The 26,951-nt window shown below is 70.1% G+C and carries 30 protein-coding genes; 15 read left to right on the top strand and 15 right to left on the bottom strand.

Going from position 1 to position 26,951, the window contains the following annotated elements; translation table 11 throughout:
• Nucleotide 1: 1 nt before the first annotated feature.
• From ACYU7G_RS00380 to ACYU7G_RS00390, 3 genes are all read left to right on the top strand, one after another.
• Complete coding sequence (locus tag ACYU7G_RS00380; protein ID WP_461103604.1) at nt 2-826, top strand: lysophospholipid acyltransferase family protein; 825 nt, start codon at nt 2-4, stop codon at nt 824-826.
• On the top strand, nt 826-2,532 hold the full coding sequence (locus ACYU7G_RS00385; protein WP_461103606.1) for an FAD-binding oxidoreductase: 1,707 nt from the start codon (nt 826-828) through the stop codon (nt 2,530-2,532). Before ACYU7G_RS00380 ends, ACYU7G_RS00385 begins: the two co-directional genes overlap by 1 nt.
• Before the next feature lie 199 nt (nt 2,533-2,731).
• Nucleotides 2,732-3,598: a hypothetical protein gene (locus ACYU7G_RS00390; RefSeq protein ID WP_461103608.1), complete on the top strand. Its 867-nt coding sequence runs from the start codon at nt 2,732-2,734 to the stop codon at nt 3,596-3,598.
• Nucleotides 3,599-3,657: 59 nt separating this feature from the next.
• Here ACYU7G_RS00390 and aztD read toward each other — a convergent pair whose 3' ends face one another.
• Genes aztD through aztB form a run of 4 tightly spaced genes read right to left on the bottom strand, consistent with a single transcriptional unit; the run spans nt 3,658 to nt 8,018 of the window.
• Nucleotides 3,658-4,908, bottom strand: a complete 1,251-nt coding sequence (gene aztD, locus ACYU7G_RS00395; protein WP_461103610.1) for a zinc metallochaperone AztD — start codon at nt 4,906-4,908, stop codon at nt 3,658-3,660.
• A 40-nt stretch (nt 4,909-4,948) separates the two neighbouring features.
• Nucleotides 4,949-5,872: a zinc ABC transporter substrate-binding protein AztC gene (gene aztC / locus ACYU7G_RS00400; RefSeq protein WP_461103612.1), complete on the bottom strand. Its 924-nt coding sequence runs from the start codon at nt 5,870-5,872 to the stop codon at nt 4,949-4,951.
• Nucleotides 5,869-7,119, bottom strand: coding sequence for an ABC transporter (locus ACYU7G_RS00405; RefSeq protein ID WP_461103614.1), 1,251 nt, complete (start codon nt 7,117-7,119; stop codon nt 5,869-5,871). The genes aztC and ACYU7G_RS00405 overlap by 4 nt, the downstream gene beginning before the upstream one ends.
• A gap of 29 nt (nt 7,120-7,148) precedes the next feature.
• A complete protein-coding gene (gene aztB / locus ACYU7G_RS00410) occupies nt 7,149-8,018 on the bottom strand; it encodes a zinc ABC transporter permease AztB (RefSeq protein ID WP_461103616.1) in 870 nt (289 codons plus the stop codon).
• A 56-nt stretch (nt 8,019-8,074) separates the two neighbouring features.
• Here aztB and aztA point away from each other — a divergent pair, with 56 nt between their 5' ends.
• The 4 genes from aztA to ACYU7G_RS00430 all read left to right on the top strand — a co-directional run bounded on the left by aztA (nt 8,075) and on the right by ACYU7G_RS00430 (nt 10,422).
• Entirely contained in the window at nt 8,075-8,731 is a 657-nt protein-coding gene (gene aztA / locus ACYU7G_RS00415) for a zinc ABC transporter ATP-binding protein AztA (RefSeq protein ID WP_461103618.1), read from the top strand.
• A 23-nt stretch (nt 8,732-8,754) separates the two neighbouring features.
• Nucleotides 8,755-9,135 carry a VanZ family protein gene (locus ACYU7G_RS00420; RefSeq protein WP_461103620.1) on the top strand — a complete coding sequence of 127 codons (381 nt, stop codon included), beginning with the start codon at nt 8,755-8,757 and terminating at the stop codon, nt 9,133-9,135.
• A 362-nt stretch (nt 9,136-9,497) separates the two neighbouring features.
• Nucleotides 9,498-9,866 (top strand): type IV toxin-antitoxin system AbiEi family antitoxin domain-containing protein, encoded by a 369-nt coding sequence (locus ACYU7G_RS00425; RefSeq protein WP_461103622.1) that lies wholly within the window; start codon nt 9,498-9,500, stop codon nt 9,864-9,866.
• Nucleotides 9,772-10,422 (top strand): hypothetical protein, encoded by a 651-nt coding sequence (locus tag ACYU7G_RS00430; protein ID WP_461105154.1) that lies wholly within the window; start codon nt 9,772-9,774, stop codon nt 10,420-10,422. Before ACYU7G_RS00425 ends, ACYU7G_RS00430 begins: the two co-directional genes overlap by 95 nt.
• Before the next feature lie 121 nt (nt 10,423-10,543).
• Here ACYU7G_RS00430 and ACYU7G_RS00435 read toward each other — a convergent pair whose 3' ends face one another.
• From ACYU7G_RS00435 to ACYU7G_RS00445, 3 genes are read right to left on the bottom strand one after another with little or no spacing between them, the layout of a single operon-like run.
• Nucleotides 10,544-11,428: a dihydrodipicolinate synthase family protein gene (locus tag ACYU7G_RS00435; protein WP_461103624.1), complete on the bottom strand. Its 885-nt coding sequence runs from the start codon at nt 11,426-11,428 to the stop codon at nt 10,544-10,546.
• A 34-nt stretch (nt 11,429-11,462) separates the two neighbouring features.
• A complete protein-coding gene (locus ACYU7G_RS00440) occupies nt 11,463-11,969 on the bottom strand; it encodes an IclR family transcriptional regulator (RefSeq protein ID WP_461103626.1) in 507 nt (168 codons plus the stop codon).
• Nucleotides 11,939-12,220: a helix-turn-helix domain-containing protein gene (locus ACYU7G_RS00445; protein WP_461103628.1), complete on the bottom strand. Its 282-nt coding sequence runs from the start codon at nt 12,218-12,220 to the stop codon at nt 11,939-11,941. Before ACYU7G_RS00445 ends, ACYU7G_RS00440 begins: the two co-directional genes overlap by 31 nt.
• Here ACYU7G_RS00445 and ACYU7G_RS00450 point away from each other — a divergent pair.
• The 4 genes from ACYU7G_RS00450 to ACYU7G_RS00465 all read left to right on the top strand — a co-directional run bounded on the left by ACYU7G_RS00450 (nt 12,104) and on the right by ACYU7G_RS00465 (nt 16,636).
• The gene (locus tag ACYU7G_RS00450) at nt 12,104-12,691 is read left to right on the top strand and encodes a hypothetical protein (RefSeq protein WP_461103630.1); all 588 of its coding nucleotides are present in this window, start codon (nt 12,104-12,106) and stop codon (nt 12,689-12,691) included. The genes ACYU7G_RS00445 and ACYU7G_RS00450 overlap by 117 nt on opposite strands.
• Nucleotides 12,692-12,693: 2 nt before the next feature.
• Nucleotides 12,694-13,701, top strand: a complete 1,008-nt coding sequence (gene dmpG / locus ACYU7G_RS00455) for a 4-hydroxy-2-oxovalerate aldolase (protein WP_461103632.1) — start codon at nt 12,694-12,696, stop codon at nt 13,699-13,701.
• 43 nt (nt 13,702-13,744) lie between these two features.
• Nucleotides 13,745-15,064: an MFS transporter gene (locus ACYU7G_RS00460; protein WP_461103634.1), complete on the top strand. Its 1,320-nt coding sequence runs from the start codon at nt 13,745-13,747 to the stop codon at nt 15,062-15,064.
• Between the two features lie 315 nt (nt 15,065-15,379).
• Complete coding sequence (locus ACYU7G_RS00465) at nt 15,380-16,636, top strand: MFS transporter (RefSeq protein WP_461103636.1); 1,257 nt, start codon at nt 15,380-15,382, stop codon at nt 16,634-16,636.
• On the opposite strand, the gene ACYU7G_RS00470 is transcribed toward ACYU7G_RS00465, so the two are convergent.
• From ACYU7G_RS00470 to ACYU7G_RS00495, 6 genes are all read right to left on the bottom strand, one after another.
• The gene (locus tag ACYU7G_RS00470) at nt 16,606-17,250 is read right to left on the bottom strand and encodes a hemerythrin domain-containing protein (RefSeq protein ID WP_461103638.1); all 645 of its coding nucleotides are present in this window, start codon (nt 17,248-17,250) and stop codon (nt 16,606-16,608) included. The genes ACYU7G_RS00465 and ACYU7G_RS00470 overlap by 31 nt on opposite strands.
• A gap of 99 nt (nt 17,251-17,349) precedes the next feature.
• Nucleotides 17,350-18,369 (bottom strand): exo-alpha-sialidase, encoded by a 1,020-nt coding sequence (locus ACYU7G_RS00475; RefSeq protein WP_461103640.1) that lies wholly within the window; start codon nt 18,367-18,369, stop codon nt 17,350-17,352.
• Nucleotides 18,366-19,865 carry a tripartite tricarboxylate transporter permease gene (locus tag ACYU7G_RS00480; RefSeq protein WP_461103642.1) on the bottom strand — a complete coding sequence of 500 codons (1,500 nt, stop codon included), beginning with the start codon at nt 19,863-19,865 and terminating at the stop codon, nt 18,366-18,368. Before ACYU7G_RS00480 ends, ACYU7G_RS00475 begins: the two co-directional genes overlap by 4 nt.
• Nucleotides 19,862-20,362: a tripartite tricarboxylate transporter TctB family protein gene (locus tag ACYU7G_RS00485; RefSeq protein WP_461103644.1), complete on the bottom strand. Its 501-nt coding sequence runs from the start codon at nt 20,360-20,362 to the stop codon at nt 19,862-19,864. Before ACYU7G_RS00485 ends, ACYU7G_RS00480 begins: the two co-directional genes overlap by 4 nt.
• Nucleotides 20,363-20,367: 5 nt before the next feature.
• The gene (locus ACYU7G_RS00490; RefSeq protein WP_461103646.1) at nt 20,368-21,315 is read right to left on the bottom strand and encodes a tripartite tricarboxylate transporter substrate binding protein; all 948 of its coding nucleotides are present in this window, start codon (nt 21,313-21,315) and stop codon (nt 20,368-20,370) included.
• A gap of 10 nt (nt 21,316-21,325) precedes the next feature.
• Nucleotides 21,326-22,192, bottom strand: a complete 867-nt coding sequence (locus tag ACYU7G_RS00495; RefSeq protein ID WP_461103648.1) for a dihydrodipicolinate synthase family protein — start codon at nt 22,190-22,192, stop codon at nt 21,326-21,328.
• Between the two features lie 121 nt (nt 22,193-22,313).
• On the opposite strand from ACYU7G_RS00495, the gene ACYU7G_RS00500 reads away from it, so the two are divergent.
• From ACYU7G_RS00500 to ACYU7G_RS00510, 3 genes are all read left to right on the top strand, one after another.
• The gene (locus ACYU7G_RS00500) at nt 22,314-22,988 is read left to right on the top strand and encodes a GntR family transcriptional regulator (protein WP_461103650.1); all 675 of its coding nucleotides are present in this window, start codon (nt 22,314-22,316) and stop codon (nt 22,986-22,988) included.
• A 64-nt stretch (nt 22,989-23,052) separates the two neighbouring features.
• Nucleotides 23,053-23,826, top strand: coding sequence for a peroxide stress protein YaaA (yaaA, locus tag ACYU7G_RS00505; protein ID WP_461103652.1), 774 nt, complete (start codon nt 23,053-23,055; stop codon nt 23,824-23,826).
• The gene (locus ACYU7G_RS00510; RefSeq protein WP_461103654.1) at nt 23,826-24,452 is read left to right on the top strand and encodes a DUF6518 family protein; all 627 of its coding nucleotides are present in this window, start codon (nt 23,826-23,828) and stop codon (nt 24,450-24,452) included. The genes yaaA and ACYU7G_RS00510 overlap by 1 nt, the downstream gene beginning before the upstream one ends.
• Here the strand turns inward: ACYU7G_RS00510 and ACYU7G_RS00515 are convergent.
• The gene (locus ACYU7G_RS00515) at nt 24,436-25,614 is read right to left on the bottom strand and encodes a hypothetical protein (protein ID WP_461103656.1); all 1,179 of its coding nucleotides are present in this window, start codon (nt 25,612-25,614) and stop codon (nt 24,436-24,438) included. The genes ACYU7G_RS00510 and ACYU7G_RS00515 overlap by 17 nt on opposite strands.
• 82 nt (nt 25,615-25,696) lie before the next feature.
• Between ACYU7G_RS00515 and ACYU7G_RS00520 the strand changes: the two genes are divergently transcribed.
• A complete protein-coding gene (locus ACYU7G_RS00520) occupies nt 25,697-26,269 on the top strand; it encodes a DinB family protein (RefSeq protein ID WP_461103658.1) in 573 nt (190 codons plus the stop codon).
• A gap of 13 nt (nt 26,270-26,282) precedes the next feature.
• Here ACYU7G_RS00520 and ACYU7G_RS00525 read toward each other — a convergent pair whose 3' ends face one another.
• On the bottom strand, nt 26,283-26,945 hold the full coding sequence (locus tag ACYU7G_RS00525; protein WP_461103660.1) for a hypothetical protein: 663 nt from the start codon (nt 26,943-26,945) through the stop codon (nt 26,283-26,285).
• Nucleotides 26,946-26,951 lie beyond the last annotated feature (6 nt).

A 26,951-nucleotide genomic window follows, 5' to 3' on the forward strand; every position in this document is an offset into this window, starting at 1 on the left:
AGTGGCCAGGAAGGACGACTCCCGCGGGCGCTACCGGTCCCGCCTCAACGCCACGACGCGGCAGGCGGCGCAGATGCTGCTCCTGCGCCCGTACGTGTGGCGGCTGCTGCGCGTCCACGTGCACGGGCTGTCCAACCTCGACGGCCTCGAGGCACCGTTCGTCGTCGCCGCCAACCACTCCTCGCACCTGGACACCCCGCTGATCTACGGCGCGCTGCCCAGTAAGTTCTCCAAGTACCTGGCCGCCGGAGCGGCCGCCGACTTCTTCTATGACAAGTGGTGGAAGTCCGGGCCGATGTCGCTGTTCTTCAACGGCTTCCCCATCGACCGCGGCAAGGACCGCGAAGACGACGCGCGCAAGGGTCGCAAGGACAAGAACGTGCGCGGCATGTCCTCGGCACTGCTGTCCGACGGCATCCCGCTGCTGATCTTCCCCGAGGGCACCCGCAGCCGCACCGGGGCGATGGCGCCGTTCAAGCCCGGCGTCGCGTCGCTGTGCATCTCCCGGGGCGTGCCGGCGGTTCCGATCGCGCTGGTCGGGGCCTACGCGGCCTGGCCGTCGCAGCAGAAGCACCTGCCGCGGGGGCGCCCGCCGGTGCACGTGGTGATCGGCCGCCCCATGCGGCCGCTGCCGGGCGAGATCGCCCACGAGTTCAGCGAGCGGATGCGTCGTCGGGTGCTCGAGCTCCACGACACCACTGCTCGTGCGTACGGGGCAAAGACGCTCTCCGAGTACGCACACACCGTCGCCCTCGAGAAGGCGGCCAAGACCGAGATCTCCGCCCTGGCCGAGGAAGCCAGGTTGCGGACCGACGAGGAGGACTGATGATCCAGGGCGTTAAGCAGCAGAAGTGGTGGGGCTGGGGCGACGAGGGCAAGGCCTACCAGTACCACGACAAGCCCAAGTTCCCCGGATTCGTGAAGAAGATGGTGGGAGTGGACATCACCACCACCGTCCAGTCCGTGCCCGCCTTCGAGACCCTCGACGTCCCGCCGTCGCAGCTGGGCGAGCAGCTCCGCGGTGAGCTGGAGGCCATCCTCGGCAAGAAGTTCGTCCAGGACGACGACGAGACCCGCGTCGTGCACGCCTTCGGCAAGGGCGTGCGTGACCTGGTGCGCGTGCGCCGCGGCGAACTCGGCCGCGTCCCCGACGTCGTGCTCTACCCCGGCACCGAGGAGGAGGTGGCGGGCATCGTCGACGCCGCCATCGCCGCCGACGCCGTCGTGATCCCCTTCGGCGGTGGCTCCAACATCGTCGCCGCCCTCGAGGCCGAGCCCGGCGAGACCCGCCAGGTGCTGTCGGTGAACATGGGACGCCTGAACAAGGTGCTGGAGATCGACGCCGAGTCCGGCCTCGCCCGCATCCAGGCCGGCGTGTTCGGCCCGGACATGGAGGACCAGCTGAAGGCCCGCGGCTGGACGATGGGTCATCACCCCGACTCGTTCGTGTGGTCCACGCTCGGCGGCTGGATCGCCACCCGCAGCTCCGGCATGCAGTCCGACAAGTACGGCGACATCGCAGACATCGTGCGCGGCCTGCGCATGGTGATGCCCGGCCAGATCCTCTCGCTGCGCCCCCTGCCGTCGACGTCGTCCGGGCCGAGCGTGCGTGAGATGGTGCTCGGCTCCGAGGGCCGCCTCGGCATCATCACCGAGGCCTGGGTGCAGGTGCACCGCATCCCCGAGGTGCGCGAGCTGCAGGCCTACTTCTTCGCCAGCTACGCCGACGGGCTGCGCGCCTGCCAGCAGATCGTCGAGTCCGACGCCGCCGTCATGATGGCGCGCGTGTCCGACCCGATCGAGACGCAGTACATCATGGCCAACGGCAAGGCCTCCGGCCGCATCAGCAAGCTCGTCAACAAGGGCGTTCAGAAGGTGATGGAGACCAAGGGCTGGGACCTCGAGAAGATCTGCATGTCCTTCATCGGCTTCGAGGGCAGCCCCAACCACGTCCGCTACGAGAAGGGCCTGGTCTCCAAGATCGTCAAGGCCAACAACGGCATGGGCGTGGGCAAGGGCCCCGGTACGCTGTACGACCAGAAGAAGTACGACACCCCCTACATCCGAGACTTCATGCTGGACCGCGGCATGCTCTGCGACGTCTCCGAGACGACGACGCCGTGGGCCTATGCCGAGAGCCTCCACACCAAGGTGCAGCAGGCGGTGCAGGAGACGCTCGACACGCTCGGCAAGCGCGGCGTGGTGTTCTCCCACCTCTCGCACTCCTACCACTCGGGTGCCTGCCAGTACTTCACCTTCGCCGTCGCCGACGACTCCGACGAGTGCCTGGACACCTACGACGCCGTCAAGCGCGCCATCCAGCAGACGTTCGTGGACCACCACGGCACCGTCTCGCACCACCACGGCGTCGGCGAGGAGCACAGCCCCTGGATGGCCGAGGACATCTCCCCCGCCGGCGTCCACATCCAGCGCAAGCTGTTCGAGGGCATCGATCCCGGCAACAACCTGAACCCCGGCAAGATCATCCACGACGGCGCACCGGGCATCTGCTCGAACTCCGCCGACGCCTGAGGTCGCGGCTTTGACCAGTGGTTCGGGGGTCCAGGACCACTGATCGGTGGCCCGGGGTCACTGCAGAAAAGTCAACTGTTCGTTCCTGCCCCCTCCAAGGACCCAAGAACGAACAGTTGATTCGTTTCAGAATGGGAAGCCGGGGCGGCGTCGGACGTCAGCCTCACCGGATGCGGCGAACTGCAGGAGGAACAGCCGAGTGAACCAAATACCCAACACCTTCGACGGCTGGGTCCAACTCTTCGAGACGGGCCGGGGAATCACCGTGCCGGTCCACCAGGACTTGCTGGCACGCAGGATCCGCGGGAACCGCTGGGTGACGGTGCTGGCGGCCGCGGTGCTGGTGTTGACCCTGGTCGTGCTCGGATGGCTTGTGGTGACCGGTTCCGGTCGCACTGCCACCTACGTCCTGACCGGGGCTCTCGCACTGGTCCTGGCATTCGCGATCCGCTACCTCGGCAGGATGCGGAAACGGCTGGCAGTGGCCGAGATCGCTCCGAACTACCTGAAGGTGGACAAGCGCGGGTTCGTCGTCGCCGGCGTCCTGGACGTGCCATGGGAGGCGACGGTCGGCGTCGTCTCGGTGGACCTGCTCACCAAACCGCAGCCGGGCAGGCGGAAGCTCGGGGCCCGGCTGGCCCAGGCCGCTGGCGCCGCCCAGGCCGGCGTCATGGTCGGGCTCAACAAGGGAACCGCGAAGTCCTTGCGAGCGGCCGCTGACCCCCGGGTGCGCATCCTCTTCGACGCCTTCTTGGACATCGGCTCCATCCGGGTGCCACTCGACGCCGTCCTGCGCGCCGACCACGTCGTGGCCGTCCTCTTCGCAGTCTGTGGCGCCGCTAACGTTGCCGGGCGCGAGAGCGTCCTGGCCCAGGAACCGCAGCAGGCCCGCACCGCAGTGAACAAGGTGATGCGCAGTGAGCCGCCCATCAGTGGGCTGGGAGTCCTCGACGCCTTGGCTGCCGGTTCGGCCACGACCGCGAGCGAAGCCGCCCCGGCCTCGGAGCCAAGCCCCCAACCGTCGCCACCCGACGACCCAAGCGATGGTCGCCGAAACCGGGGGTGAGCTGGTGCCCAACACAGGGCGCCGACCCGGCGGTCAGCGCCCTGTGGGGGTGCGCACCGTCAGCCCAGCGCCACGGCCATCTCGTTGGGCGCGTCATCCAGCTCCACACTGGCCAGGCGCTCACCGCTGGTGAGGTCCACGGCATGCACCTGGTTGGAGGCGGGCTCGGTCACGTAGGCGATGTCCCCGTCGACGACGATCGCCGGGTGCGGGTCCTGCCAATCGGCCGGGCCGTCCCACGGCTCCACCACGGGGAACTCGTCCGTGAACTCGCCGGTCTCCGGGTCCAGCACGTGGATCGAGCCGTCGGTGGACAGGACGTAGGCCAGGTCACCGGGACCTCGGGCGACGTCGCGGTACGTGTAGCGGACGTTGTCGGGCAGTTCGACCACCTCGAGCGTCCCCGCAACGGTGTCGATGAGCGTCACCGCGGACAGCAGGTAGCCCTCCGCATCCGGGTCGCTCTTGTAGTCGCCCACCACGATCGGGCTGGTCTCGGACACGTAGGCATTGCCCATCCGGCCGAACTCGTCCGGGGCGGCGAGCTTGCGGAACGCGCCGTCGGCGTAGAGCAGGGCGCCGTCCTCGCAGCCGAACACCACGGCCTCGTCAGCTGCGGTCCCCTCGCCGTGGATGCCCGGGCACTCGTCATTGACGGCATGCTCGTGCCAGTGGTCGTCGTGTGGTTCGAGTGCCATCGCGCCGGAGCGGCCGGCGGCATCACCGACGGTGGTCAGCAGGGTTCCGTCCTCCAGCACGATGGAGACGCCGTGGTGGGGCGCGGCGGCCTCGTGGGTGCGGGTCTCGGGCATCTCAACGGCTCCTGCACCGAGCGCGTCGGTCTCGAAGACCGTGGTGCGGCCAGTGCCGTCGTCGTAGAGGACCGTCAGGCCGGCGTGCCTGACCACGTGGCCGGCAGCCTCGGCCGGGAAGACGGTGTCAGTCAACTCGGGAGCCAGGGTGTCGAGCACCTGGAACCCGGCCGACGTGGTGACCAGCACGTGCTGCCCGTCGCCGAGCGCGTTCAGCCTCGTGAACTCCTCCGTGCCGAACTCGGCCAGGACCTCGAGCGTCTGCCCGTCGAGCACCTGGACGGCCCCGGCCACGGCGACCGCCAGCCTCGACGAGTCGGGAGCCCCCTCCTCCACTCCCCGGGGCGCGGCGGTGGCCGCGGCGGTTCGGGCAGCACTGGAGGACTGCTGCGGGGTCGGGGACTGGCTCTCCTGCTGGGTTCCCGGCGCGCAGGCCGAGAGCAGCAGGCCGAGTCCGGCGAGGGCTGCGACTCCCCCGGTGCGGATCAGATTTGTCATGGTCATTCCTTCTTTCCTTCTTGGTTGGTTGTGGTGCGGGTCAGTTGGGGCGCTGCCGCGACAGGGCCGCCGTGATGCGTTCGGTGTTGGCGCGCATCATGGACAGGTAGGTGCCGGCCTCGCCGTCGGGTTCGGTGAGGGACTCGGTGAAGAGCTCGACGACCTCCACCTCGAGTCCCACCTCACTGGCGAGCACCTGCATCAGGCGGTCAGGTTGTGAGGACTCGGCGAAGATCGCGGGCACCCCGGCGGACTCGATCGCTTCGGCCAGCTCCTTAAGGTCGGCGGCGCTGGGCGCGGCGAGCGTGGTGCCGCCCGGGATGGCTGCCCCCACGAGGCGGAAGCCGAACCTCTCGGCGAGGTAGCCGAAGACGTGGTGGTTGGTGACCAGCGCCTTCTGGCCTTCGGGGATGCGCCCGAAGGACGCCTCCATCTCCCGTTCGAGCTCGTCGAGCTGTGCCAGGTAGGAGTTGGTGCCGGCGACCAGCGCCTCGGAGTCGATGCCGTCGACGGCCGCGAGCTCCCCCTGGAGGGCCTCGACCACCTGCCGCATGCGTCCCGGGTCGGTCCAGAAGTGGGGGTCGTCGCTGCCCGCAGCCTCCCCGGTGTATGGCAGGAGGGTGACATGGTCGCCCGCTGCGAACACGGTGACGCCGTCGTCGCGCACCCTGTCAAGGTGCTGCTGGAGGCCCTCCTCGAGCCCCACCCCGTTGGAGACCACGAGCGCGGCCCGCCCCATCGCATCGGCCTGCTGCGCGGAGATCTCGAACGAGTGGGGGTCGGAGTTCGGCCTCATGAGAGTCACCACGTCCGCTTGGTCACCGACCACCTGTTCCACCACGTCACCGAGGATGTTGGTGGTGACGTAGACGACCGGTTCCGACGAGTCCTCCGGCGCCGTGCATGCCGCTGTGAGGAACAGGAGCACCACAGCGAGTGCGGCCCGGGCCGTACGGCTCCTCATCGACCCACCTCCGCCAGGAAGAGGGGGTCGACGGCGGGCTCGATGGTCCGTGCCACCCGGGCCGCGTCGGCATGGGCGATCTCGTGGACCACGCCCGCGGCCGGGTCGTTCAGGTAGGTGCGCTGGGCATCCACGGTGAGCGAGACCCCGGCCAGGTCCGTCGGCCGCAGCAGGGGATCGGTGGCTGCCACCACCGCGCCGGACTCGGTCAGGACCTGCACGGAACCCGCCTGGTCGACGACGACCACGTGCCCGGCCTCGTCGTCGGCGGCGACGGCCAGCAACGGCGGCGACCCGGCGGCCACCCACCGCCAACTCCTGCTGCGGGTGTCCAGGAGCCAGATCCCGGAATCGGTGCCCGCACCGGCCACGGTGGGTCGGCCCTTCCGGGCTGCGAACACCGTCGCGGGCGCGGCCGCGTCGTCGGGGTACGGGACCTTCTCCAGCTCGACGCCGCCGTCGCCCTGCGTGGCCAGGACCGCACCGTCGGCGCACCCCACCACCAGCGCGAGCCGCGTCGTGATGGAGCCGGCGGCTGCGGGACACGCCACCCGGAGGTCAGGTACGGGCTGGCCGTCGGCGTCCCGGTACTCGAGTTCCGTGACGACGCCGTCCGCCCCCGGCACGGTGACGAGCGCGCCCTCCCCGACGGGAGCGACGATCCCGTCGTGCGGTGGCAACTGGAGTCGGAACAGCTCCCCGGCGACGCCGCGCGCCAACTCGGCGTTGTCCAGCAGGACCGCCTCCCCGGACTGCGGGAAGAACGCGCCGGTACCGCCGGCGGTGGCCAACATCCCGGTGCTCACCGTGGCCGGGCCGTCACCCGGGACGGTTCCCACGAGCGCGGGCTCGGCGAGGTAGTAGTGGAAGTGGTCCGAGTGGTCCCAGGTCCAGCGGCCGCTGTCCAGGACGTCCAGACCGGATCCGGTGGACACGAAGACGTAGCGCCCGTCGGTGTCCACCGCCAGCGGCTCCCCGACGTCCGGGAGACTCTCCTCGCTGCCGGTCAGCAGGTCATGCAGGCTGGCGTTGCCCCCTGCGTCGATCGAGACGAGAGCGAGTTGTGCCTCCGGCATCTCCGCCGCTCCGACGACGGCACCATGGCCGCCAGTCGTCGCCTCGCTGGCGGGCTGCGAATCGCTGCTGCCGGTGGTCGGGACCGGGGCCGCGGGCGGCCCGGAGGCTGAGCAGCCCACCAGGGTTGCGCACATCAGGGCCAGGCACAGGACGGTTCTGGGGAGACGCATGTCTACCTTCCATGGGAGGGGTGGGGTTGTCAGTGGGCGCTTAGTGGGCCGGGGGCGGGTGGGACGACGAGTGGAAGTCGCACCCGTCTCAGGAGCGGGTGGAGGACCCCCGAGGCCATGGCCAGGAGGATCGCCGTGGCTGTGATGGAGGCCCCGGCGGCGCTGCCGACGTGCCACGAAACGAGCAGACCGACGAGCACGGCCGCGATCCCGAACCCGGTGGCCACGACCATTCGGGTCGGGATGCTGCGGGTCCACGGACCGGCTGCCACCGCGGGGGCGAGCAGCAGTCCAACCACCAGCAGGGTGCCCACGGCCTGGAAGGCCGACACCACGGCCAGCGTCACCAACCCGACCAGCACGAACTGGGCAACCTGGGGCCGCAGCCCGAGCGTCTGGGCGACCCGTGGGTCGAAGGCAGCCGCGACGAAGCCGCGATGGAACACCGCTGCCAGCGCCACGGTGACAGCAGCCGCGACTGCCAGCGAGGCCAGGTCCACCGACGAGAGCGCGAGCAGTTCACCGAAGAGCAACGCTGTCGCATCGGTCGCGAAGCTGCGGGAGTGGGAAACGATGATCACGCCTGCTGACAGCATCGCCACGAAGAGCAAGCCGATGGACGTGTCGTAGGAGACCCGCCCGCGCCGTTGCACCGTGCCCACCAGCGCGCTCATCAGGACCGCGCTCACGGCTCCGCCCACCACGACGGGCCAGCCCAGCACCGTCGCCAGGGCAACTCCGGGCAGCATGCCGTGACCGAGCGCCTCCCCCAAGAACGCCATCCCACGGATGACCACCCAGGTTCCGACGACTGCGCAGACGACAGCGACGACGGCGCCGCCGAGCAGAGCGTTCAGCATGAAGTCGCTGCGGAAGGGATCGAGGAGTCCGAAGAGCATGTTCGGAAACTTAACAGATAACGAGAACCATTCTCAATTGATGGTAGGTTGTCCCCATGCGAAACGACCTGGCCATCACTGCCCGCAGGGTCTCCTACTCGTTCGGGGGCCACGAAGCCCTCACCGACGTGACGACCAGCATCCCGTGGGGAGCACTCACCGTCATCACCGGGGCGAACGGCGCCGGGAAGTCCACCCTGCTCGAGATCCTCGCGGGGGTCCGCCGCCCCGGCTCCGGCTCTGTGCACCGGAGTGACGAGGTGGCACTCGTCGTCCAGCGGACCCGGGCGTCGCACCTGCTCCCACTCACCGTCGGCGACGTCGTCGACATGGGACTGTGGGGGCGCACGTCACCGCGCAGGAGCCGCGAGGACCGTCGCGTGGCCACCCGCGCAGCACTGGAGCAACTGGGCCTCCACGCCCTGGCCGGCCGACCGTTCGCAGAACTCTCCGGTGGCCAGCGCCAGCGGGTACTGCTGGCCCAGGCCATGGTCCGCGGCTGCGACATCCTCCTCCTCGACGAGCCCGCCACCGGGCTGGACAGCCTCAGCCGCCAGCAGATCCAGTCACTGCTCGAGCACCACGCCGCCCGCGGCGCCGCCGTCGTGCAGGTCACCCACGACCCCACCTCCGCCAGCCGCGCCGACCACGTGATCCACCTGGCCGACGGGCGGGTGTCGCCGGGCAACGAGCTGGGGTTGGCGTCGGCGTAGTCCGGGCGTGGGAGACTGGCCTGGTGAGTGCGAGGTGGACCGGGTGGCTGCTGGGTATCGCGGTGGCCGTGCACCTGTTGGCGCTGTACACACCCGGCTCACCGGAGCCCACGCTCCCGGAACTCCCGGTCCCCCAACTGGACAAGCTGGTCCACGTGGGGCTGTTCGCCCTGCCGGCCTTCCTGGCCCGTCGGCTCACTCGGGCGTGGTGGCCGGTCGTCGCCCTGTTGGTGCACGCGCCCACCAGTGAGCTGGTGCAGTACCGGTTCATCCCGCACCGCAGCGGCGACCCGGCAGATCTGGTGGCCGACGTCGTCGGCATCGGCTTGGGCGTGTGGGCTGCGCACCTGGGCCAGCGTCGGGCGCCGGAGCCGGACTTCGTCGACGCGACGCTGGAGGGGTGAGCATCGCTCAGACGGCTGGCGCCGTCGCACCCCGGTGCCGGCGAAGTAGTCCCGGTAGGCGTTCACCTCGAGGGCGAACACCCCACCGGCCCCGAGTGGTGTGGAGCGCCACCAACTGATGTCGTGGGCAGAGTAGTCGCCGCCGGTGGTCGCTGATCCGGATGCCGGCCCGATGCTGCAACGGTTCGCCTGCGCTCCGCCAGTTCGCCTGCGCTCCAGCGCAGGTAAACCGCCCAACCGCCAGCAAAACCGACGCAGCGCGGGCGAACCACCGGCGCCAGGCCCACCCGTCGCCAGGAGTTATCCACAGCTGACGGGGCACCCCTTGCACTCGGCCCCGAATGCCGGGTTGGCTCTTCCGCATGCGCCCGAGCCAAACTCACTTCACCAACGCCCAGCTGCGAGCCCAAGGCCTGACCGGTTCAGACATCCGGGCGCAGCTGGCGGCGGGGACACTGACCCGCATCCGTCGAGGCGTCTACGCCGACAACCTCGCGCTCGACCCCGTGGAAGCACACCTACAGCTCATCCGCGCGACCGTCCCCGCCGTCGCCCCCACCAACGTGCTCAGCCACCAGTCCGCAGGCTGTGTCCACGGCTTGCCCGTCCCCCAGGAACCAGCTCGGGAAGGTGGCCATGATCAGGCGCTCGGGAGGGCACGGCTCGACCCGGAAGCACCTACGGGTGCACGGCACGAAAATCCTCGACGCCGAGGTCACCACCGTCGATGACCTCCAGGTGACGACACTGGCCCGCAGCACTTTCGATCTGGCCCGCACCTTGCCCTACCCGGAGGCCGTGGCCGTGTGCGACGGCGCACTCCGGGCGGGGCTTGAACGCGAGGCGCTGCAGGCAGTGGTCGCCCGGCACGAAGGGCTCCACGGCCGGGCGCGGGCACGTCTGGCCGCTGAGTTCGCCGATGCGGCGGCAGAGTCCCCGGCAGAATCCCTCAGTCGGGTCCAGCTCGCGAAGTACGGCTTGCCCACACCGACGCTGCAGTTTCCCGTCATCAACGCCGATGGGCGGTTGGTTGCACGCACCGACTTTGCCTGGCCGGAATTTCGCCTGGTGGGCGAGGTGGATGGCAAGTGGAAGTACGGCGAGCTCCTGCACCCGGGCAAGACACCCGAGACCGCGATCATGGAGGAGAAGCGTCGGGAGCAGGACATCCGCGACGCCGGCTACTGGGTGGTTCGCTGGGACTGGAAGTTGGTGCTCGACGGTGAAGCGCTAGCGAAGCTCGTGCGGCGGGCGATCAACCAACAGCGTTGTCTGCTCGGGATCTAGGGGCCGACGCTGCCGCCTGGCCGACGCCGCAACATCGGCTTCGCCTGCGCTCCGCCAGTTGGCCTGCGCTCCAGCGCAGGCACACCGCCCAACCGCCAGCGAACCCCGCCGAACTGCCAGCTCAGACCCGGGGGATGCCCAACCTGTCCAAGGTCTCCTCCAGCACCGCGACCTGCTCACAGGTGGGCTCGTCGAGCGCCACCCGCACCGGCCCGGCGGGAACGCCGTGCAGGTCGAGGGCCTTCTTCACAAGCGCAAAGTTCGCGCCCTCACAGGCGGTGACCACGTGCTGCACGTCGTCCTGGGCGCGACCGATGGCGTCGTCGTCGCCGGAGCGCAGGGCGTCGCGCATCGCGACGAACACCGACGGGAAGGCCGCAGACATCCCGCTCACGGCCCCGACGGCGCCACCACGGACGCACTCGGCGAAGGTGACGTCGTTGCCGGTGAAGACCTCGAACGCAGGGTCATCCGGGTCCACGTAGGCAACGGCCTCCTCGGCGGGCAGGCCACTCACCTTGATGCCCACCAACCCGGCGCGGGCCGTGATGTCGCGCACCTGGTCCGGCTGCAGCAGCACGGTGGTGCGGGAGGGGAAGTGGTAGCCATAGGTCTGGCCGCCACCGACCCGGCCGATCTCCGCGTAGTACTCCACCAACGCGTCGGCGTGCGCCACCTCGAAGAACGGCGTCATGGCGGCGAACCGGGTGGCCCCGACGTCCCGGGCGGCGGCGGTGAGCCGGACGGCCTGCCGCAGGTTGGTGGCCCCGGTGTGCGCGATCACGCGGTCCGGGCCGAACACCTCCACGGCGTTGGCGATCACCACGGTGCGCTCGTCGTCGTCCAACGCGATGAACTCCCCGGTGGTGCCGACGGCGAACACCCCGTCGACGCCGCTGGCCTCGAGCCACCGGTGGTACTCGTCCACCAGTCCGGGGTCGAAGTCACCGGTGGCGGTGAAAGGGGTTGTCGAGGCGGTGTAGAGCTGTGCGTCGTTGGCAGCCACGGCTGGTCTCCTGTTCGGTGGGTCGTGCTTCAGACTAGGGGTTGCGGTAGCCCAGCTGCGTCGAGAGTTCCGCCGCAGCAGCGAGGACCGGCGCCGCCCACTCGTGTTCGGGGCGGCTCTCCCAGCGCACGTCCGGCACCGAGGTGCTGATCGCCGCCACGACGGCACCCTCGACGTCGCGCACCAACGCGGCCGCGCAGTGCAGGCCGGGCGTGGACTCCCCCGCCTCCAGCGCGTATCCGCGCTCGCGGGTGGCCGCCAGCTCCGCGCGGAGTTCGGGAAGTGTCCGCAGGCTCCTGGCCGTCATCACCGGGAGGTTGTCCGGGTCCGGGTACAGCTCGTCGATCTCGACGTCGCTGAGCGCACTGAGCACCGCCTTGCCGATGCCGGTGCAGTTCGCCGGCAGGCTCTGCCCGATGCCGGACGGGATCTGGAACAGGGACCGGGCCTCGATCTTGGCCAGGTAGAACACGGAGGAGCCGCGCCGGATGCCTACGCTGGCGGTCTCCTTCAGCTCGTCGGAGAGCGCCCGGGCGGCCACGTTGCGGCGCCCAGCAGGTCGAAGCGTTCGGCGTAGGCGTTGCCGAGGTGGAGCAGCTTGACCCCCAGCGTGAACTGTCCGGTCTCGTCGCCCTTGGTCAGGTAACCGCGGCTGACGAGAGTGCGCAGCAGTTCGTGTACGGAGGATCGGGGCAGTCCGGTCCGGGCGACGATGTCTGCCATCGACAACGCCGTCGGACCGTCCAGGAACAGTTCCAGGATGTCGAGGGTGCGCACGACTGCGGGCGTCATTCGGGCCACAGCAGCCGCTCGGCAGGCCCTGGCACGCGCGCCAACATCGACGAGTTCACCGAGACCACGGCCGAGGCACTCAAGAGCGTCGGCGGCGCCACCCATGGCAAGGCCGTCATCATCCTCAACCCGGCCGAACCGCCGGCGCTCATGCGAGACACCCTCTACGCGCTCGTCGACGACGCCGACCGCGACGCCATCGCCGCCTCCGTCCGGGCCACCGTCGACGCCGTGGCCGAGTACGTCCCCGGCTACCGCCTCAAGCAGCAGGTCCAGTTCGACGCCGTCGAGAACGCCAACGTCCCCGTCGTCGGCAACTTCACCGGCCTGCGCGTCACCGTGTTCCTCGAGGTGGAGGGCGCAGCCGACTACCTGCCCGCCTACGCCGGGAACCTCGACATCATGACCTCCGCGGCGGCCCGGGCAGCATCGCTCGTGGCCGACCGTCTCGACCAGGCAGTTGGAGTCTGACCATGACCAAGAAGATCTACGTTTCCGACGTCACCCTGCGCGACGGCAGCCACGCCGTCGGCCACCAGTACACCGTCGCCGACGTGCGCCGCGTCGTCGCCGCGCTCGACGACGCCGGCGTCGACTCCATCGAGGTGGCCCACGGCGACGGCCTGTCCGGCTCCACCGTCACCTACGGCTTCGGCCGCCACTCGGACCTCGAACTGATCGAGGCCGCGGTGGACGTCGCGAAGAATGCCGCCATCGCCACCCTGCTGCTGCCGGGCATCGGCACCATCCGCGAGCTCAAGGACGCGGCCGCCGCGGGCGTCACCTACGTCCGCGTCGCCACGCACTGCACCGAGGCCGACGTCTCCGCCCAGCACATCTCGACCGCCCGCGAACTCGGCCTCGACACCACCGGCTTCCTCATGATGAGCGCCCTCGCGCCGGCGGAGAAGATCGCCGAGCAGGCCAAGCTGATGGAGTCCTACGGCGCCCAGTGCGTCTACGTCACCGACTCCTCCGGCGGCCTCACCACCCGCGAGTACGCCGAGCGCATCCGCGCCGTCCGCGAGGTCCTGGACCCGGCCACCGAGATCGGCGTCCACGCCCACGAGAACCTCTCGCTCAGCGTCGCCAACTCCGTCGCCGCCGTCGAGGAGGGCGCCTACCGCGTCGACGCCAGCCTGGCAGGCATGGGCGCAGGCGCCGGCAACTGCCCCATCGAGGCGTTCGTCGCCGTCGCAAACCGCCTCGGCTGGGAGCACGGCGCGGACCTGAAGAAGCTCCTCGATGCTGCCGACGACATCATCCGTCCGCTGCAGACCCGCCCCGTCCGCGTGGACCGCGAGACCCTCGCCCTCGGCTACGCGAACGTCTACTCCAGCTTCCTGCTGCACGCCGAGCGCGCCTCCCAGCGCTACGGCGTCCCCACCTTCGACATCCTCACCGAGCTCGGCAACCGCAAGATGGTCGGCGGCCAGGAGGACATGATCGTCGACGTCGCCCTCGACCTCGCCCGCCGCTGAGCGGGCCACCACCCCCTAGACTCACGAACCAGAAAGTAAACCGATGACCGCCATCAAAGTTGATGCACCAGTGGACAAGTCAGACCTGATCCCCAAGGGCGAGCGCTACCGGGCGCTGGCCGGCAGCGCCGTCGGTGGGATCGTCGAGTGGTACGACTACTTCCTCTACGGAACCATGTCAGCCATCGTGTTCGGGCCGCTGTTCTTCCCGTCGGACAACCCCGTCGTGGAGCAGCTGCTGGCCCTCACCTCCTTCGCGCTGGCGTTCCTGATCCGCCCCGTCGGCGGCATCCTGTTCTCCCACATGGGTGACCGGATCGGCCGCAAGAAGACCCTCGTGGTGACGCTGACCCTGATGGGCGCGACGACGGTGGGCATCGGCCTGGTACCCACCTATGCCGCCATCGGGATCGCAGCCCCCATCATCCTCACGTTCCTCCGGCTGCTGCAGGGCCTCGCCCTCGGCGGCGAGTGGGGCGGTGGCCTGCTGATGGCCGTCGAGTACTCCCCCAGCAAGAAGCGCGGCTTCTACGGCGCCATCCCGCAGACCGGCGCCCTCATCGGCCTCGCCCTGGGCAACCTCGCCGTGACCGGCAGCCTGTCGATCTTCTCCGAGGAGGCGTTCCTGTCCTACGGCTGGCGCATCCCGTTCCTGATCTCCGTGGTCCTCGTGGTCATCGGCCTGTGGATCCGCAAGGCCGTCGGTGAGACGCCGTCGTTCAAGAAGGTCACCTCCGAGCGCAAGACCGAGAACCTCCCCATCGCCGCCATCTTCAAGAAGAACTCCCGCGAGGTCTTCATCGTGATCGGCGCCAAGGCCATCGAGACCGGCACCTTCTTCCTGTTCGCCACCTACACGATCTCGCACATGATCGGCCTGGGCTACGAGCGGGTCGAGGCCCTCAACGCCGTCCTGATCGCCGCCGTGATCGCCGTGCCGCTGATGGTGCTGTTCGGCGCCGTCTCGGACAAGGTGGGCCGCAAGAAGATCTACACCATCGGCACCGTCCTGGCCATGGCCTACGTGATCCCCTACTTCTGGCTGCTCGAGCAGGGTTCCTGGTTCACGTCGCTGATCGCCATCGTCATCGGCTTCAGCGCCATCTGGTCGCTGTACGGCGCCACCCTCGGCTCCTACTTCGCCGAGAGCTTCCCGCCCGCCGTCCGCTACACCGGCGTGTCCCTCGGCTACCAGGTGGGTGCCGCCCTGTTCGGCGGTCCCCTGCCCCTGATCGCCACCGCCCTGCTGGCCTCCTATGGCAGCTACATCCCCATCGGCCTGGTCATCATCGCCTTCGGCGTCATCTCCCTGATCGCCCTGGCCTTCACCAAGGACCGGACCGGGCAGCCGCTCGACGACTGATTCCCGGATCCCCTTCACGACGAGTCCCCGGCACCTGCGCACGGTGCCGGGGACTCGTCGTCCTCGGCTCTCCGGGGAAGGGTGTGACCAAGGCTCACGACTCGCCCGTCGACCTGCTCAGCTGTGCAGAGCCCGAGGCGTGTCGCGAGCCTTGGTCGCAGTGGCCTCCACAGCCCCTGCGCGACGGCTTTCCGGGATTCGAGGAAGCAGGCGTAGAATGAGGGCGTCCGCGTGAGTGATCCGCGGGCCCCCGCTTGCTCCCGGCGTGTGTGACCACCGGGACCCTGGCGGGAAGTCGGACTCGAAAGCACCCACGTGCGAACTTCTCCCCTGCGCGCCCTCGCGCACTACAAGGTCCTGCCTCGGATCTCTTCGGGACGGGCGATGGCCCTGGCCGTCGCCGCCCGCGCCCCGTACGCGATGATCCCGTTGGGCGCGATGACCGCCATCACTGCCTCCACCGGATCCGTCGCGACGGGCGGGCTGGCGACGAGCATCGTCGCCATGGCCACGGCCGTCGCCTCTCCGCTGATCGGCCGCTGGGCGGACCGACGTGGTCAGCGCTTCGTCCTCACCCTGCTGACACCGCTGAACGGCCTGGCCCTTCTGACGCTGCTGGCGGCGGCGCTGCTCGGCTGGGTCGGCCCGGCGCTGTGGCTCGCCTGCCTGGCGGTGGGGCTCACGTCGCTGCCCATCGGCTCGTTCACCCGCGCCCGCTGGGTGGGTGCCGCCACCGACCCGCGTGACCTCTCCACCGCCTTCTCCTACGAGTCCACCGTGGACGAACTGGTGTTCGTGCTGGGACCGGCCCTGGTGGGAATCGCGGCCTCGGCGGCGGTCCCGTCCGCCCCGCTGGCGTTGGCCGCAGCGCTCGTGATCCTCGCGGGCATCCCGTTCGCCCTCACCGCCCCCAGCACCACCGACGAGGCCCACTTCGGAGCCGGCCCGACGGCGTCGGTGCGCCCCTCCATCGGGCGCGTGCTGTGGGCGGTGGCCGGCGCCATCGTCGTGATGACAGCCATCGGCACCTTCTTCGGTTCCGTCCAGGCCGCCGTGACCGAGCGCAGCGAGTTCTTCGGGGTGCCCGGCCAGGGCGGCCTGATCTACGCCCTCATGGGGGTGGGATCCGCGCTGACCGCGCTGCTGGTGGTTGTGGTGCCCGAGACCGTAAAACTCCCGACCCGCGCGCTGGTGGGCGGCCTCGGCATGGCCGTGTTCATCACCGTCGCCTCCGCCCAGGGCAGCGTGCCGCTGCTGGCCGCGTCGCTGCTGGGAGCGGGCCTGTTCATCGGCCCGACCATGGTGACCGGCTTCACGCTCGCCGAGTCCCGCAGCCCGCACGGCGGCACCGGGGTGGCGATGACGGCCATGCAGTCGTCGGTCACCATCGGTGTCTCGCTGGGCGCGGCCGTCGGCGGTGCGCTGAGCGCGCAGCACGGCGGGGTCGGGGCGTTCGCGGTGGCCATCGCCGCCGGTCTGGTCATCGCGGTGGCGGGCCTCACCATGGGTCGCAGCGGTGCGCGGGCGGAGCGCGCCGAGCGTCAGCTCGACTTCACCAGCCCCCGCCGGTAGCTCTCGTACTTGCGCCTGCCGATACCCCGCCAGATCCAGCGGACCGGCATGGGCATGTGCTTGCGCAGCCACTCGTCCCCACCGTCGGGCTGCGCCGCCAGGATGTGCCCGAGCATCGGGAACATGTAACCCTTCGGCGTGATCTTGCGACCGTGCTCGGAGGCGGCGTCCATCTCACGCTGCTCCAGCGCCTCCGCCATCACGGGAACCACGTTGCGCTCCTCGTCGGGCAGGTGCACCGCGAGCGCGGCGTTGATCCCGGCCAGCGCTCCCAGGACCGGCGCCGCGTCGGAGGCGCTGCCGCTTCGTCGCCACGCCGGGAGCGAAGCATCGAGGGCATCCAGGTGGACGAGCATGTCGGCGTGCTGCTGCTTCATCCGGGCGACGTGGAGGGCGCATCCCGGCGCCCGCTGGGTCAGCGGGTCCCAGAAGCTGCCGTCCTCGTACTCGTGGTGACCGTGCAGGGATTTCGAGACGGCAGCGAGGTGGGCACCCACCCGGTCCGCGTGGGCGGCGTCGCCGTCGCGGACCCCTGCCACGAGGTCCCCTCCCTCCCCGAAGGCTGACTTGAAGAAGCGGTGGATCTCGGCCATGCCGCTGGCGTCACAGGGCATCACTGCCTCCGTCCACGGGCACCCCCTGCGCCCAAGAACCACAGGGTAAGACAGCCCTCCCCGGCCCGGCAATACCCCAGCCCGCCCGAATCGGAGCCGTCAGCCGGAGAGCTCCGCGATCCGGATCCGCTCCAGGGCGATGCTCCGACGCTGCCAGCTGTAGGAGACCCACAACTCGTCGCCCACCACCTGCATCGCCGGGTACGAGTACTCCCCGTCCCCGGTCGTGACGACGCCCGTGACCGCGGCCCCGGCGGGCGCCCCCGTCGGCGCGGAGGCGTCCCCACCTGCGCCGTCCACCACCACCCGCACCTGTCGCCACGTCTCGCCGGCGTCGTCCGAGACCGAGAGGACCAGGCGTGAACGCGCACCCCAGTCATCGGTGGCGTCGTTGTGGCAGGCGACGATGCGGCCGTCGGCCAGCCCGACTGCCGCGATCCCGCTGTTGTTGTTGGGCAGCGTCGTCGGCCGCAGCCCGGGCCACGAGCAAGGGTCCCTGGTCACGCTCCGGAACACGGCACCGGCGCTGCTTCGGGTCAGGGTCACGAGCGTGCCGTCGGGGAGCGCCACCAGGGTCGGCTGGATGCAGCCGGCGCCGCGCACGGCGTCGTGGTCCAGCGGGAGGCGCACCTGCCGCCAGGTGCGGCCGGCGTCGGCGCTCACGTCCATGAAGCAGTCCCAGCGCGGCGGCTCCCACACCTCCACGGAGCCCGGCGCCACCCACAGCTCCCCCACCTGCACCGGCGCCTGCCGGACCGGTCCCCGGCCGCCGGAGGCGTCGCCCGACACAAGTTCCGCAGGCGGGCTCCACGTTCGCCCGCCGTCGGTGCTGGTGCAGCGCCAGGTGGTCCACTCGTCGATGCGATGGCCGCGCTTGTAGAACAGCCAGGTCGCACCGTCGGGGCCGGCTGCCAGCACCGGGTTCCAGTGCGGGACGGCGTCTTGGGGCGCGATCGGCCGGACCGCGCCGTCGTCGGAGGACAGGACGTGGATGGTGCTGTCCGCGGCGCCCTCGTGGGAGCCGGCGAACCATGCCACGACGTAGTGTCCGGATGCTGTGACCAGCAGCGTGCTGGCGTGCACCTGGACCCCCGCCGTCGGCTCGAGGAGGAGGGTCACTGGACACTCCGGGCGCGCTTGGCGGCGCGGGCCTTCAGCCGCTTGCTGATGATGGGCCAGAACAGCGAGCCGAGGGCCAGCGCCAGCAGCACGGTGGCGATCGGCCGGTTGGTGAGGAACTCAATGGGCTGCCCGATCAGCATCGCGCGGCGCAGGTTGGCCTCCGCGAGCGGGCCGAGCAGGAACCCGAGGACCACCGGCCCGGCAGGGATCCCCACCCGGCGCAACAGCAGTCCGACGACGCCGAAGCCGAGCATCTGCACCGCGGTGAGGACATTGTTGGTGGTGGCGTAGGTGCCCACCATGCAGAACACGACGATGATTCCCCAGATCCACTGCGGCTGCAGGTCCAGCAGCTTGGTCATGCCCTTGGTTCGCAGCAGGCTGACGATGGTGGAGCCGATGGTGGCCAGCAGCATGATGGCGACGATGGTCACGATGATGTCGGGCCGCCGTTCGAACAGGGACGGTCCGGGCTGGATTCCCCAGATGATCATCGAGCCGAGCATGATCGCCATCACGGAGTCTCCCGGGATGCCCAGGGACAAGGTGGTGGTGACGGCACCGCCGAGGGTGGAGCTCGATGCGGTGTCGGAGCCGACCAGGCCCTCGATGGAACCCTTGCCGAACTCCTCAGGCTTCTTGGACATCGCCTTGGCACGGTTCCAGCCCACCAGACCGGCGATGTCGCCGCCTGCGGCGGGGATGACGCCGATCACGACGCCCAGCCCGCCCGACTGCGCCATCGGCTTGGCCACCCGCTTCAGCTCGGCCTTGGTCGGCCACCATCGGCCGAGCGACGAGATGGGCCGGATCTTGTGTTCGTGGTGGGAGAGGATCTGGTCCAGCACCTCGGTGATGCCGAACAGGCCGATGATCAGTGCGATGAAGTTGAAGCCGCCGGTGAGCTCGGCCTGCCCGAACGCGAACCGGGCGTCGCCGGTGATTGGGTCCAGCCCCATTATGGCCAGTGCGATGCCGAGCAGGCCCGCGAAGATGCCCTTGGCGAGAGAGTTCGACGCGATGGAGATGATGACGGTGAGCCCGAAGCACACCAGGGCGAACATCTCGAACGGCCCGAACCGGAGCGCGAACGCGGCGATGGGTTGGGCCAGGAACACCAGCACCAGCATCGACATCAGGATGCCGACGGTGGTGGCGATCGCGGAGATGGACAGCGCCAGCCCGGCCTGGCCCTTGCGGGCCATCGGGTAGCCGTCGAGGGTGGTGGCGACGGCGGCGGGCGTGCCGGGGGTGTTGACGAGGATGGACGGGATGCGGTCCCCATACTGCGCGGAGACGTAGATCGCCAGCAGCATCGCGAGGCCCTGCGCCGGCTCGAGGGTCAGGGTGAAGGAGGTGGCCAGGGCAACCGCCATGGAGATGGTGATGCCGGGGAACACACCCACCAGCAGCCCCAGCCCGAGCCCGATCAGGAAGCAGAGGATGGCCGTCGGTTCGGCCAGGGCTGCGAGCCCCTCGATGATGGGGTTCACAGCGGCACCTTCAGCAGCAGGCGGAACACCAGGTACAGCAGGGCGGCGATGATCCCCGGGAACAGCAGCAGCGACGTCCACTTCCGCAGGCCGTAGATCCAGTTGATCACCACGAGGAACAGGGGCCCGAGCAGCAGGAACGTGACGCCGAGGTGCCAAAGCACCAGGACGACGGCGAGGCCCGCCACTGTGGCGACCATCTGGGCCCAGCCCTTGCGACGCGACGGGTCCACCTCACGCTCGATGGACACCCCCAGCAGCGCGTTGGCGAGCATCCAGATGCCGCAGCCAATGATCCCGACCGCGATCACCGTCGGCCACCAGCGCGGGTCGATGCCGCCGGTCTCGTTGCGCAGCACGATCCCCCGCGCGCCCACGAGCATGAGCACACCGAAGGCGAGGACCACCCCGGCGGCCACCTTCTCCATCGCGGGAGCGGGTGGCGCCGTGGTGGCCTCGACCTCTGTGGTGCCGGGCTGGTCCAGGGACTCCGACACCGACGTCAGCCCTCCAGCAGGCCCGCGAAGCGCTCCGCCTCGGCCTCGGCGAACTCGGTGAACTCGGCGGAGTCACGGTAGACGACGAGGTTGCCGCTGCCGGTGATGATCTCCTGGTAGGAGTCCTGCTCGACGGCCTCCGCGATGGCGCTCTCAAGGGTCTCGTGGACGTCGTCGGGCAGGTCCTTGGGTGCGTAGATGCCGCCCCAGCCGCCGATCTCGATGTCGTAGCCCTGCTCGGCCGCGGTGGGCACGTCAGGGATCTCCGGGTGGCGCTCGGAGTGGAAGATGGCCAGCACCTTCAGCTTGCCGTCGGCCAGGTTCTGCTTGACCTCGTTCACGCCGGAGGCGGCCGCGTCCACCTGGTTGCCGAGGACCGCGGCGACGGCGGGGGCGCCACCGTCGAACGGCACCGGCTTGATCTGTGCCCCGGTCTCGTCGGCGAGGCTGGCCCCGGCCAGCTCCCAGATGGAGCCGGCACCGGAGTTGGCCACCGTCATCTCCTTGTCCTGGGCTGCGGCGACGAACTCCTCGAGAGTGTTGTACGGGCTGTCGGCGGGCACGGAGAGGACGCCGGGACCGAGCATGATCTGGCCGAGCATGTCGAAGTCGCTGGGGTGGATGTCGTAGTTCATGGAGCCGAGCATCGCGATCTCCACCGGGCCGAAGCCGATGGTGTAGCCGTCGGCGGGCTGGTCCTTGACGTGGAGCATGGCGGTGGAGCCGGAGGCTCCGGGCCGGTTCTCCACGACGATCGAGACGCCGAGGATGGGCTCGAGGGCGGTGGCGAGGGCACGCGACGAGAGGTCCGAGCCGCCGCCGGCCGCGGCCTGGACGATCAGGGTGATGTCCTTGGAGGGGAACTCGCTGTCCCCCTCTCCGCCGGTGCCGCTGCAGGCCCCCAGCGCGAGGGCTGCTGCGGCCGTGACTGCGATCAGTGTTCTGCGCTTCATGGTTGTCTCCTTACTCGTTGCCGGCCAGGTCGACTGCTGCGGCGATCCTGGCCCGGGTTGTGGGGTCTGGCTGGTCGATGGACATCCGGCACGGTTCGCCGTTGTCCAGGCCCTGCAGTTGCAGGGCGTGCTTGAGGTTGGCGATGCTGCCGCCGAGGACCGGCACCACCTGCTTGATCACTGCCTGCGCCGCGGCGGCGGCCTCGGCGTCGCCGTCGCGCATCGCGTCGCGCAGTGCGGCCCACGGTCCGGGGGTGGCCCCACTAACGCCGGAGACGGTGCCGGTGCCGCCCGCAGCCATCACCGCGGGGACGTCGGCGTCGTTGCCGGACCACAGCTTGAAGCCCTCCGGGGCCGCTGCCAAGTACTCCGACACCCGCTTCGAGGCGGAGTCGGAGACCTTGATCCCGGCGATGCCGGACTTCAGCACCTCCGGGAGGTCATCGGGCAGGAGGTCCGTCACCGCGACGTCGGGGTAGACGTAGCCGTAGAGCTCACCGCCGCACTCCTCGTTGATGGCGGCCCAGTGCCGCAGGACCCCCTTCGCGGTGGCGGGGATGTAGTAGGGGGTGATGGCGGCGTAGCGGACGGCGCCCAAGCCCCGGGCCTCCCGGGTGAGTTCCAGCGCCTGCCGCGTGCTGGCGGCGCCGACGTGCACGACCACCCGCTGGGGCCCGAACACCTCGAGGCACTGGGTCACCAGTCCGGCGTGTTCGGCCGCGGACAGGGCCGGGTACTCACCGGTGGTGCCGGCCACGAACACGCCGTCCACCAAGGGTGCGAGCCGGTCCAGGTTGGCCCGGAAGGCGTTGGCGTCCACCTCGCCGTCGGAGGTGAAGGGCGTGGTGAGCGCCGAAAGGATTTCAGGTGCTGTCATGGGACCCCACTTCGTCGTCGGTCTACCGTTAACGGTTGACGAAACCCTATCCCGAGGCGGAAGGTGGGTGCAAGCATGTTTGGATAACGTTTGGGTCTCACGCACGAGGGGAGGGACACGCATGAGTGGTGCGGTCCGGATGGTGGCACTGGGGGAACAGTTGGCCGCCCTGCTGCGCGGGCGCATCGTCCGCGGTGAGGTGCCGCCCGGCACCCATCTCGTCGAGGACGTGCTGGCCGGTGAGCACGGCATTAGCCGCGGCCCGGTGCGCGACGCCCTGCGCACGCTGCTGGCAGAAGGCCTGCTGGAGTCGCGCCGCCGCGGCTACCACACCAAGCCCTTCGGGCAGGCCGACGTGGACGAGCTGTACGAGATCCGCAACGCCGCCGAGCACCTGGCCTGCGAGCTGGCCATCAAGCGCTCCGAGGCCGCCGACTGGGAGGGGCCGCGGGCCAGCCTCGCCGAGATGGCCCGGCACGCCGAGGCGGGCAACCAGCACGCCTACGCCCACGCGGACCTCGAGTTCCACACCCACTTCTACGAGCTCTCCGGCAACAGCCGCCTGCTGTCCCTGTGGCACCAGTACATGCCCACCTTCGCCACCCTGCTGGACATCACCAACGCCCAGGACGCGGACCTCCACCCCTCCCTCGAGGACCACACCCACCTGATGCGGCTGGCGGAGAGCGGCAACTGGGCCGGGTTCAGCGCCGTCCTGGAGGACCACCTCGCCGGCTCGCACCGTCGCCTCAGCACGGCCATCACGGACCCATCGGCCGCCGCGGCCCGGCCCTGATGTCACCCCACCGCACCAGCCGGACGGGCTCGCGCGACTCATATCCATTACGTATGATCGTCGGATGCTGATCCTCCTCTCGCCCGCGAAGTCACTGGACTTCGAGACGAAGCCGGCCACCCGCAAGCACTCGGAGCCGCGCCTGGTGGCGGAGTCGGAGAAGCTGATCGGCATCATGCGGGAGAAGTCCCCGGCGGACATCTCCAAGCTGATGGACATCTCGGAGGAGCTCGCGACGCTCAACGCGGAGCGCTACTCGAGCTTCGACGCAAAGCACACCCCCAAGAACTCCCGCGCCGCCGTGCTGGCGTTCAACGGCGACGTCTACCAGGGCCTCGCGGCACCCTCCGGCTTCGACGCCCGCGACTTCACGGAGGCACAGAAGACCATCCGCATCCTCTCCGGCCTCTACGGCGTGCTGCGGCCGCTGGACCTGATCCAGCCGCACCGCCTGGAGATGGGTACCCGCCTGAGCACGCCGCGCGGCCGCAACCTGTACGACTGGTGGGGCGATCGCGTCACGGACCAGGTCAAGCGGGACCTGGACGTCTCGCCCGGCGCCGACGTCGTGGTCAACCTCGCCTCCAACGAGTACTTCGGCGTGATCCGGCCCGAGCGTCTCGGCGTCCGCGTCGTCACTCCCCGCTTCGAGGACCGCGGGCCCAGCGGCGAGCCGCGCGTGGTCTCCTTCTACGCCAAGCGCGCCCGCGGGCTGATGGCGTCGTGGCTGGTCAAGGACCGGTCCCGCACGCCGTCGCGGGTCTTCGAGTTCAGCGCGGACGGCTACGAACTCGACGACGCCCGTTCCACCAAGTACCAGCCGGTCTTCGTCCGCTGATGGCTTCCGCGACGGACACGTCCGCCACGTCCCGACGCCCCGGTGTCGGGACCATCGCCCTCGTCGTGGGGATCGGCCTGCTGGCGGGGGTGGTGATGTCCTTCGGGCAGACCTTCGCCCCAGAGGGAATCTCGCCCCTGTTCAACTCGGCCGCTCCCGTGGTGACCCTCGCGGGCGCACTGGCGCTGTTCGGGCGCGGGCCGTGGAGCCACGTCGCCTTCGGCGCGGTCGCCGGTCCCCTTGCGATGGTGGGCTACTACGCCACGACGGCGCTGCGCGACTACGGCGTGTCCATGCGGATGGTGCTGTTCTGGTGCGTGGCCGGCGTCGTCTCCGGGGTGGCGATGGGTCTGGCGGTGTGGCTGCTGCGGGGCAACGGGCCCGCGTGGCTGCGCGGGATCGGCGCGGCCGTGCTCCCGGCCACCGCCATGGGCGAGGCGGCGCACGGTCTGGTCCGGATCTCCGACACCACGCCCGTCGGCTACTGGTGGACCCTGGGCGCGCTCGGCCTGGCGCTCCTCGTGTGGCTGGCGCTGCGTCGCCTCGAGAGCACCCTGGAGCGCGTCCTGGCCGTGGCGGCGACGTTGGTGTTCGCCGTCGTGTTGTTCGTCATCTACGGAGGCTGAAGCGCGGCACGTAGGCCGCCTCCGACGACGCGGGCCCGGCCCGGCCACGACGTCGCAGCCCCACCGCCACCGAGGCGAGTGCCAGCGCCACCGGCACCGAGGGGATGCGGAACAACTCGTGCGGGTGCAGCAGCGTCAACCAGCCCAAGCACGTGACCAGCCCCGCCTGCAGCACCACCACGAACCCGAGCGCGTCGCGGCGCCACAGGCCGGCGACGGCGCCCGCCGCGAGGATGACCGCCGTCGCGGCGATCCCGGCCGGTGCGGTGGTGCCGATCTGCATCGAGTACGGGTCCCCCACCCGCAGGTAGCTGGCGAACTCGAAGGTCTGCAGCCAACCCACGAACGGGAATCCGATGTTGCCGTCGTCGTAGGTCAGTTGGTCCGGGGTGAACCGGCTGCGGATGAACGACGTCCACGCCAGGTACGCGGCTGGCCCGGCAGCGAGCGCCAACACCCGCGTCAGGCCGGTCCGCCGGCCCCGCAGCATCCGGTAGCCGGCGTGCAGCAGCAGCGCGACCGGCACCAGCACCAGCTGCTGCTTCAGCAGGCACGTCAGCACCACCAGGCCGGCCAGCACCCACGTGCTGCCCCGCTCGCCGCGGCCCCACCAGAGCAGGACGGCGCACACCATGGCCAGTTGCAGCGGCTCGGTCAGCAGCGTCGTCGAGCTGTAGAGCATGCCGGGGCTGGCGGCGACGACGAGCCCCCACCACCCCGAGCCGCCGTGGTGGGCGACGAGGCGGGACAGCAGGTAGCCGGCCGCGAACAGCGAGGCCAGGGTCATCAGCCAGAACACCAGCGGCAGCGCGGCCGCGTCGCCGAACGAGAACAGCCCGGCGAGCCAGCCCCACAGCGGCGAGCCGTAGCGGTAGCCGGCCAGGTCGATGAGGTCGTGCGCCTGTCCGGAGGCGAACGGGTCCAGCGCGATCGCGTAGTAGTAGACGCCGTCGTAGTGCTCCACCCCGGTCACGAACCGGAAGTCGGGGTCCAGCACCCGCACCAGCTCGGCGATGGGGTCGGTGTCCGCGACGTGCAGCAGTTGGCTGAGGTGCAGCTCCGGCCAGCGCGAGGCCCACTGCGTGAACACGGCGACGAGCATCGCCACCGCGCCACAGACCAACGCCACGACGCGACCACCTGGACCGGGGGTGCGCTTCATGCCCCGGACAATACAGGCCGGGCATCCCATGACCGGTGCCGCGAATACAGTGGTTGTACGCCGACGACGACGGAGGTGTTCCATGTTCTGGCGCGACGAACTCCTGGAGCAGCTCGAGTGGCACTGGGACAACCAGCTGCGCTCCCGGCTCGACGGGATCACCGATGACGAGTACTTCTGGGAACCCGTTCCCGGCTGGAGCGTGCGGCCCCGGGGCGCCACCTCACCCGCCGCTGCGGCCGACGGGTACGTGCAGGCCGGCAGCGGTGACTTCCAGATCGACTTCGCCTTCCCACAGACACCGCTGGGGCCGGTGACGAGCATCGCCTGGCGCCTCGGGCACATCCTCGTGGGCGTCCTCGGGGCGCGGGTGGCCTCCCACTTCGGCGGCCCCGCCCACGACTACATGGGCTACGACTACCCCGGCACCGCGGCAGAGTCGCTGCGCCGGCTGGACCAGTTGCACGAGCAGTGGGTGGCAGGCATCAGGTCTTGGTCTGACGCGGACCTCCAGGTGCCCGTGGGAGACCTCGAGCCCGGCTTCGAGGAGCGCTCACGCGCCACGCTCGTGCTCCACATCCACCGGGAGCTGATCCACCACGGCGCCGAGATCGCCCTGCTGCGAGACCTCTACCTCCGGCGCGACGAGCTCTGACCGCGCCGGGTGCTCAACTCGCCGTCGCCCCTTCTGGCTCGTCGGCGGGGACGGCGCGCGTCGCGGTGAGCACCAGGCCGACGATGAGGGCCACCTCGCCGGTGTTGGCCAGCACCAGCGGCAGCGACGGGATTCCGGCGGCGACGAACATGATGGCCGAGCCGATGGCCATCCAGTAACCTCCCCGTCGCCAGACCGCGATGCCGACGGCGATCAGCACCACGATCGCCACGATCGAGGGGATGGGTGGGCCCGTCTCCGTCGCCGAGTAGCGCACGGCATCACCGTCGCGCACCACCTCCAGTTCCAGCCCCACCACCTCGGTCACGAACCCGTAGACCATGAGCGCGACGGCCACGAGGCAGAACAGCGCATGCACCCAGCGCTTGCGGGCCCAGGCGGCGCCACAGCGGCGGGCCATCCCCACGGCGACGATCACCAGCATCGGCGTGACGAGGGCATGGACGAGGAAACGCGGCCAGTTGAGCGCCTCCAGCAGCGGGCCCTCCCCGATGAAACGGCCGATGGCCACCATCCCGTTGTCGTAGACCAGTCCCAGCGTGACCAGGCCCACCAGCACCAGGTACCAGGAGCGGTCCCTTCGGGCGCGGACGAACACCCACACGCTCAGAGCGATGTGGACCGCGGTCACGACGGCGAACAGCAAGGAAGTCATCTTCGA

The organism is Tessaracoccus terricola (genome assembly GCF_054776555.1).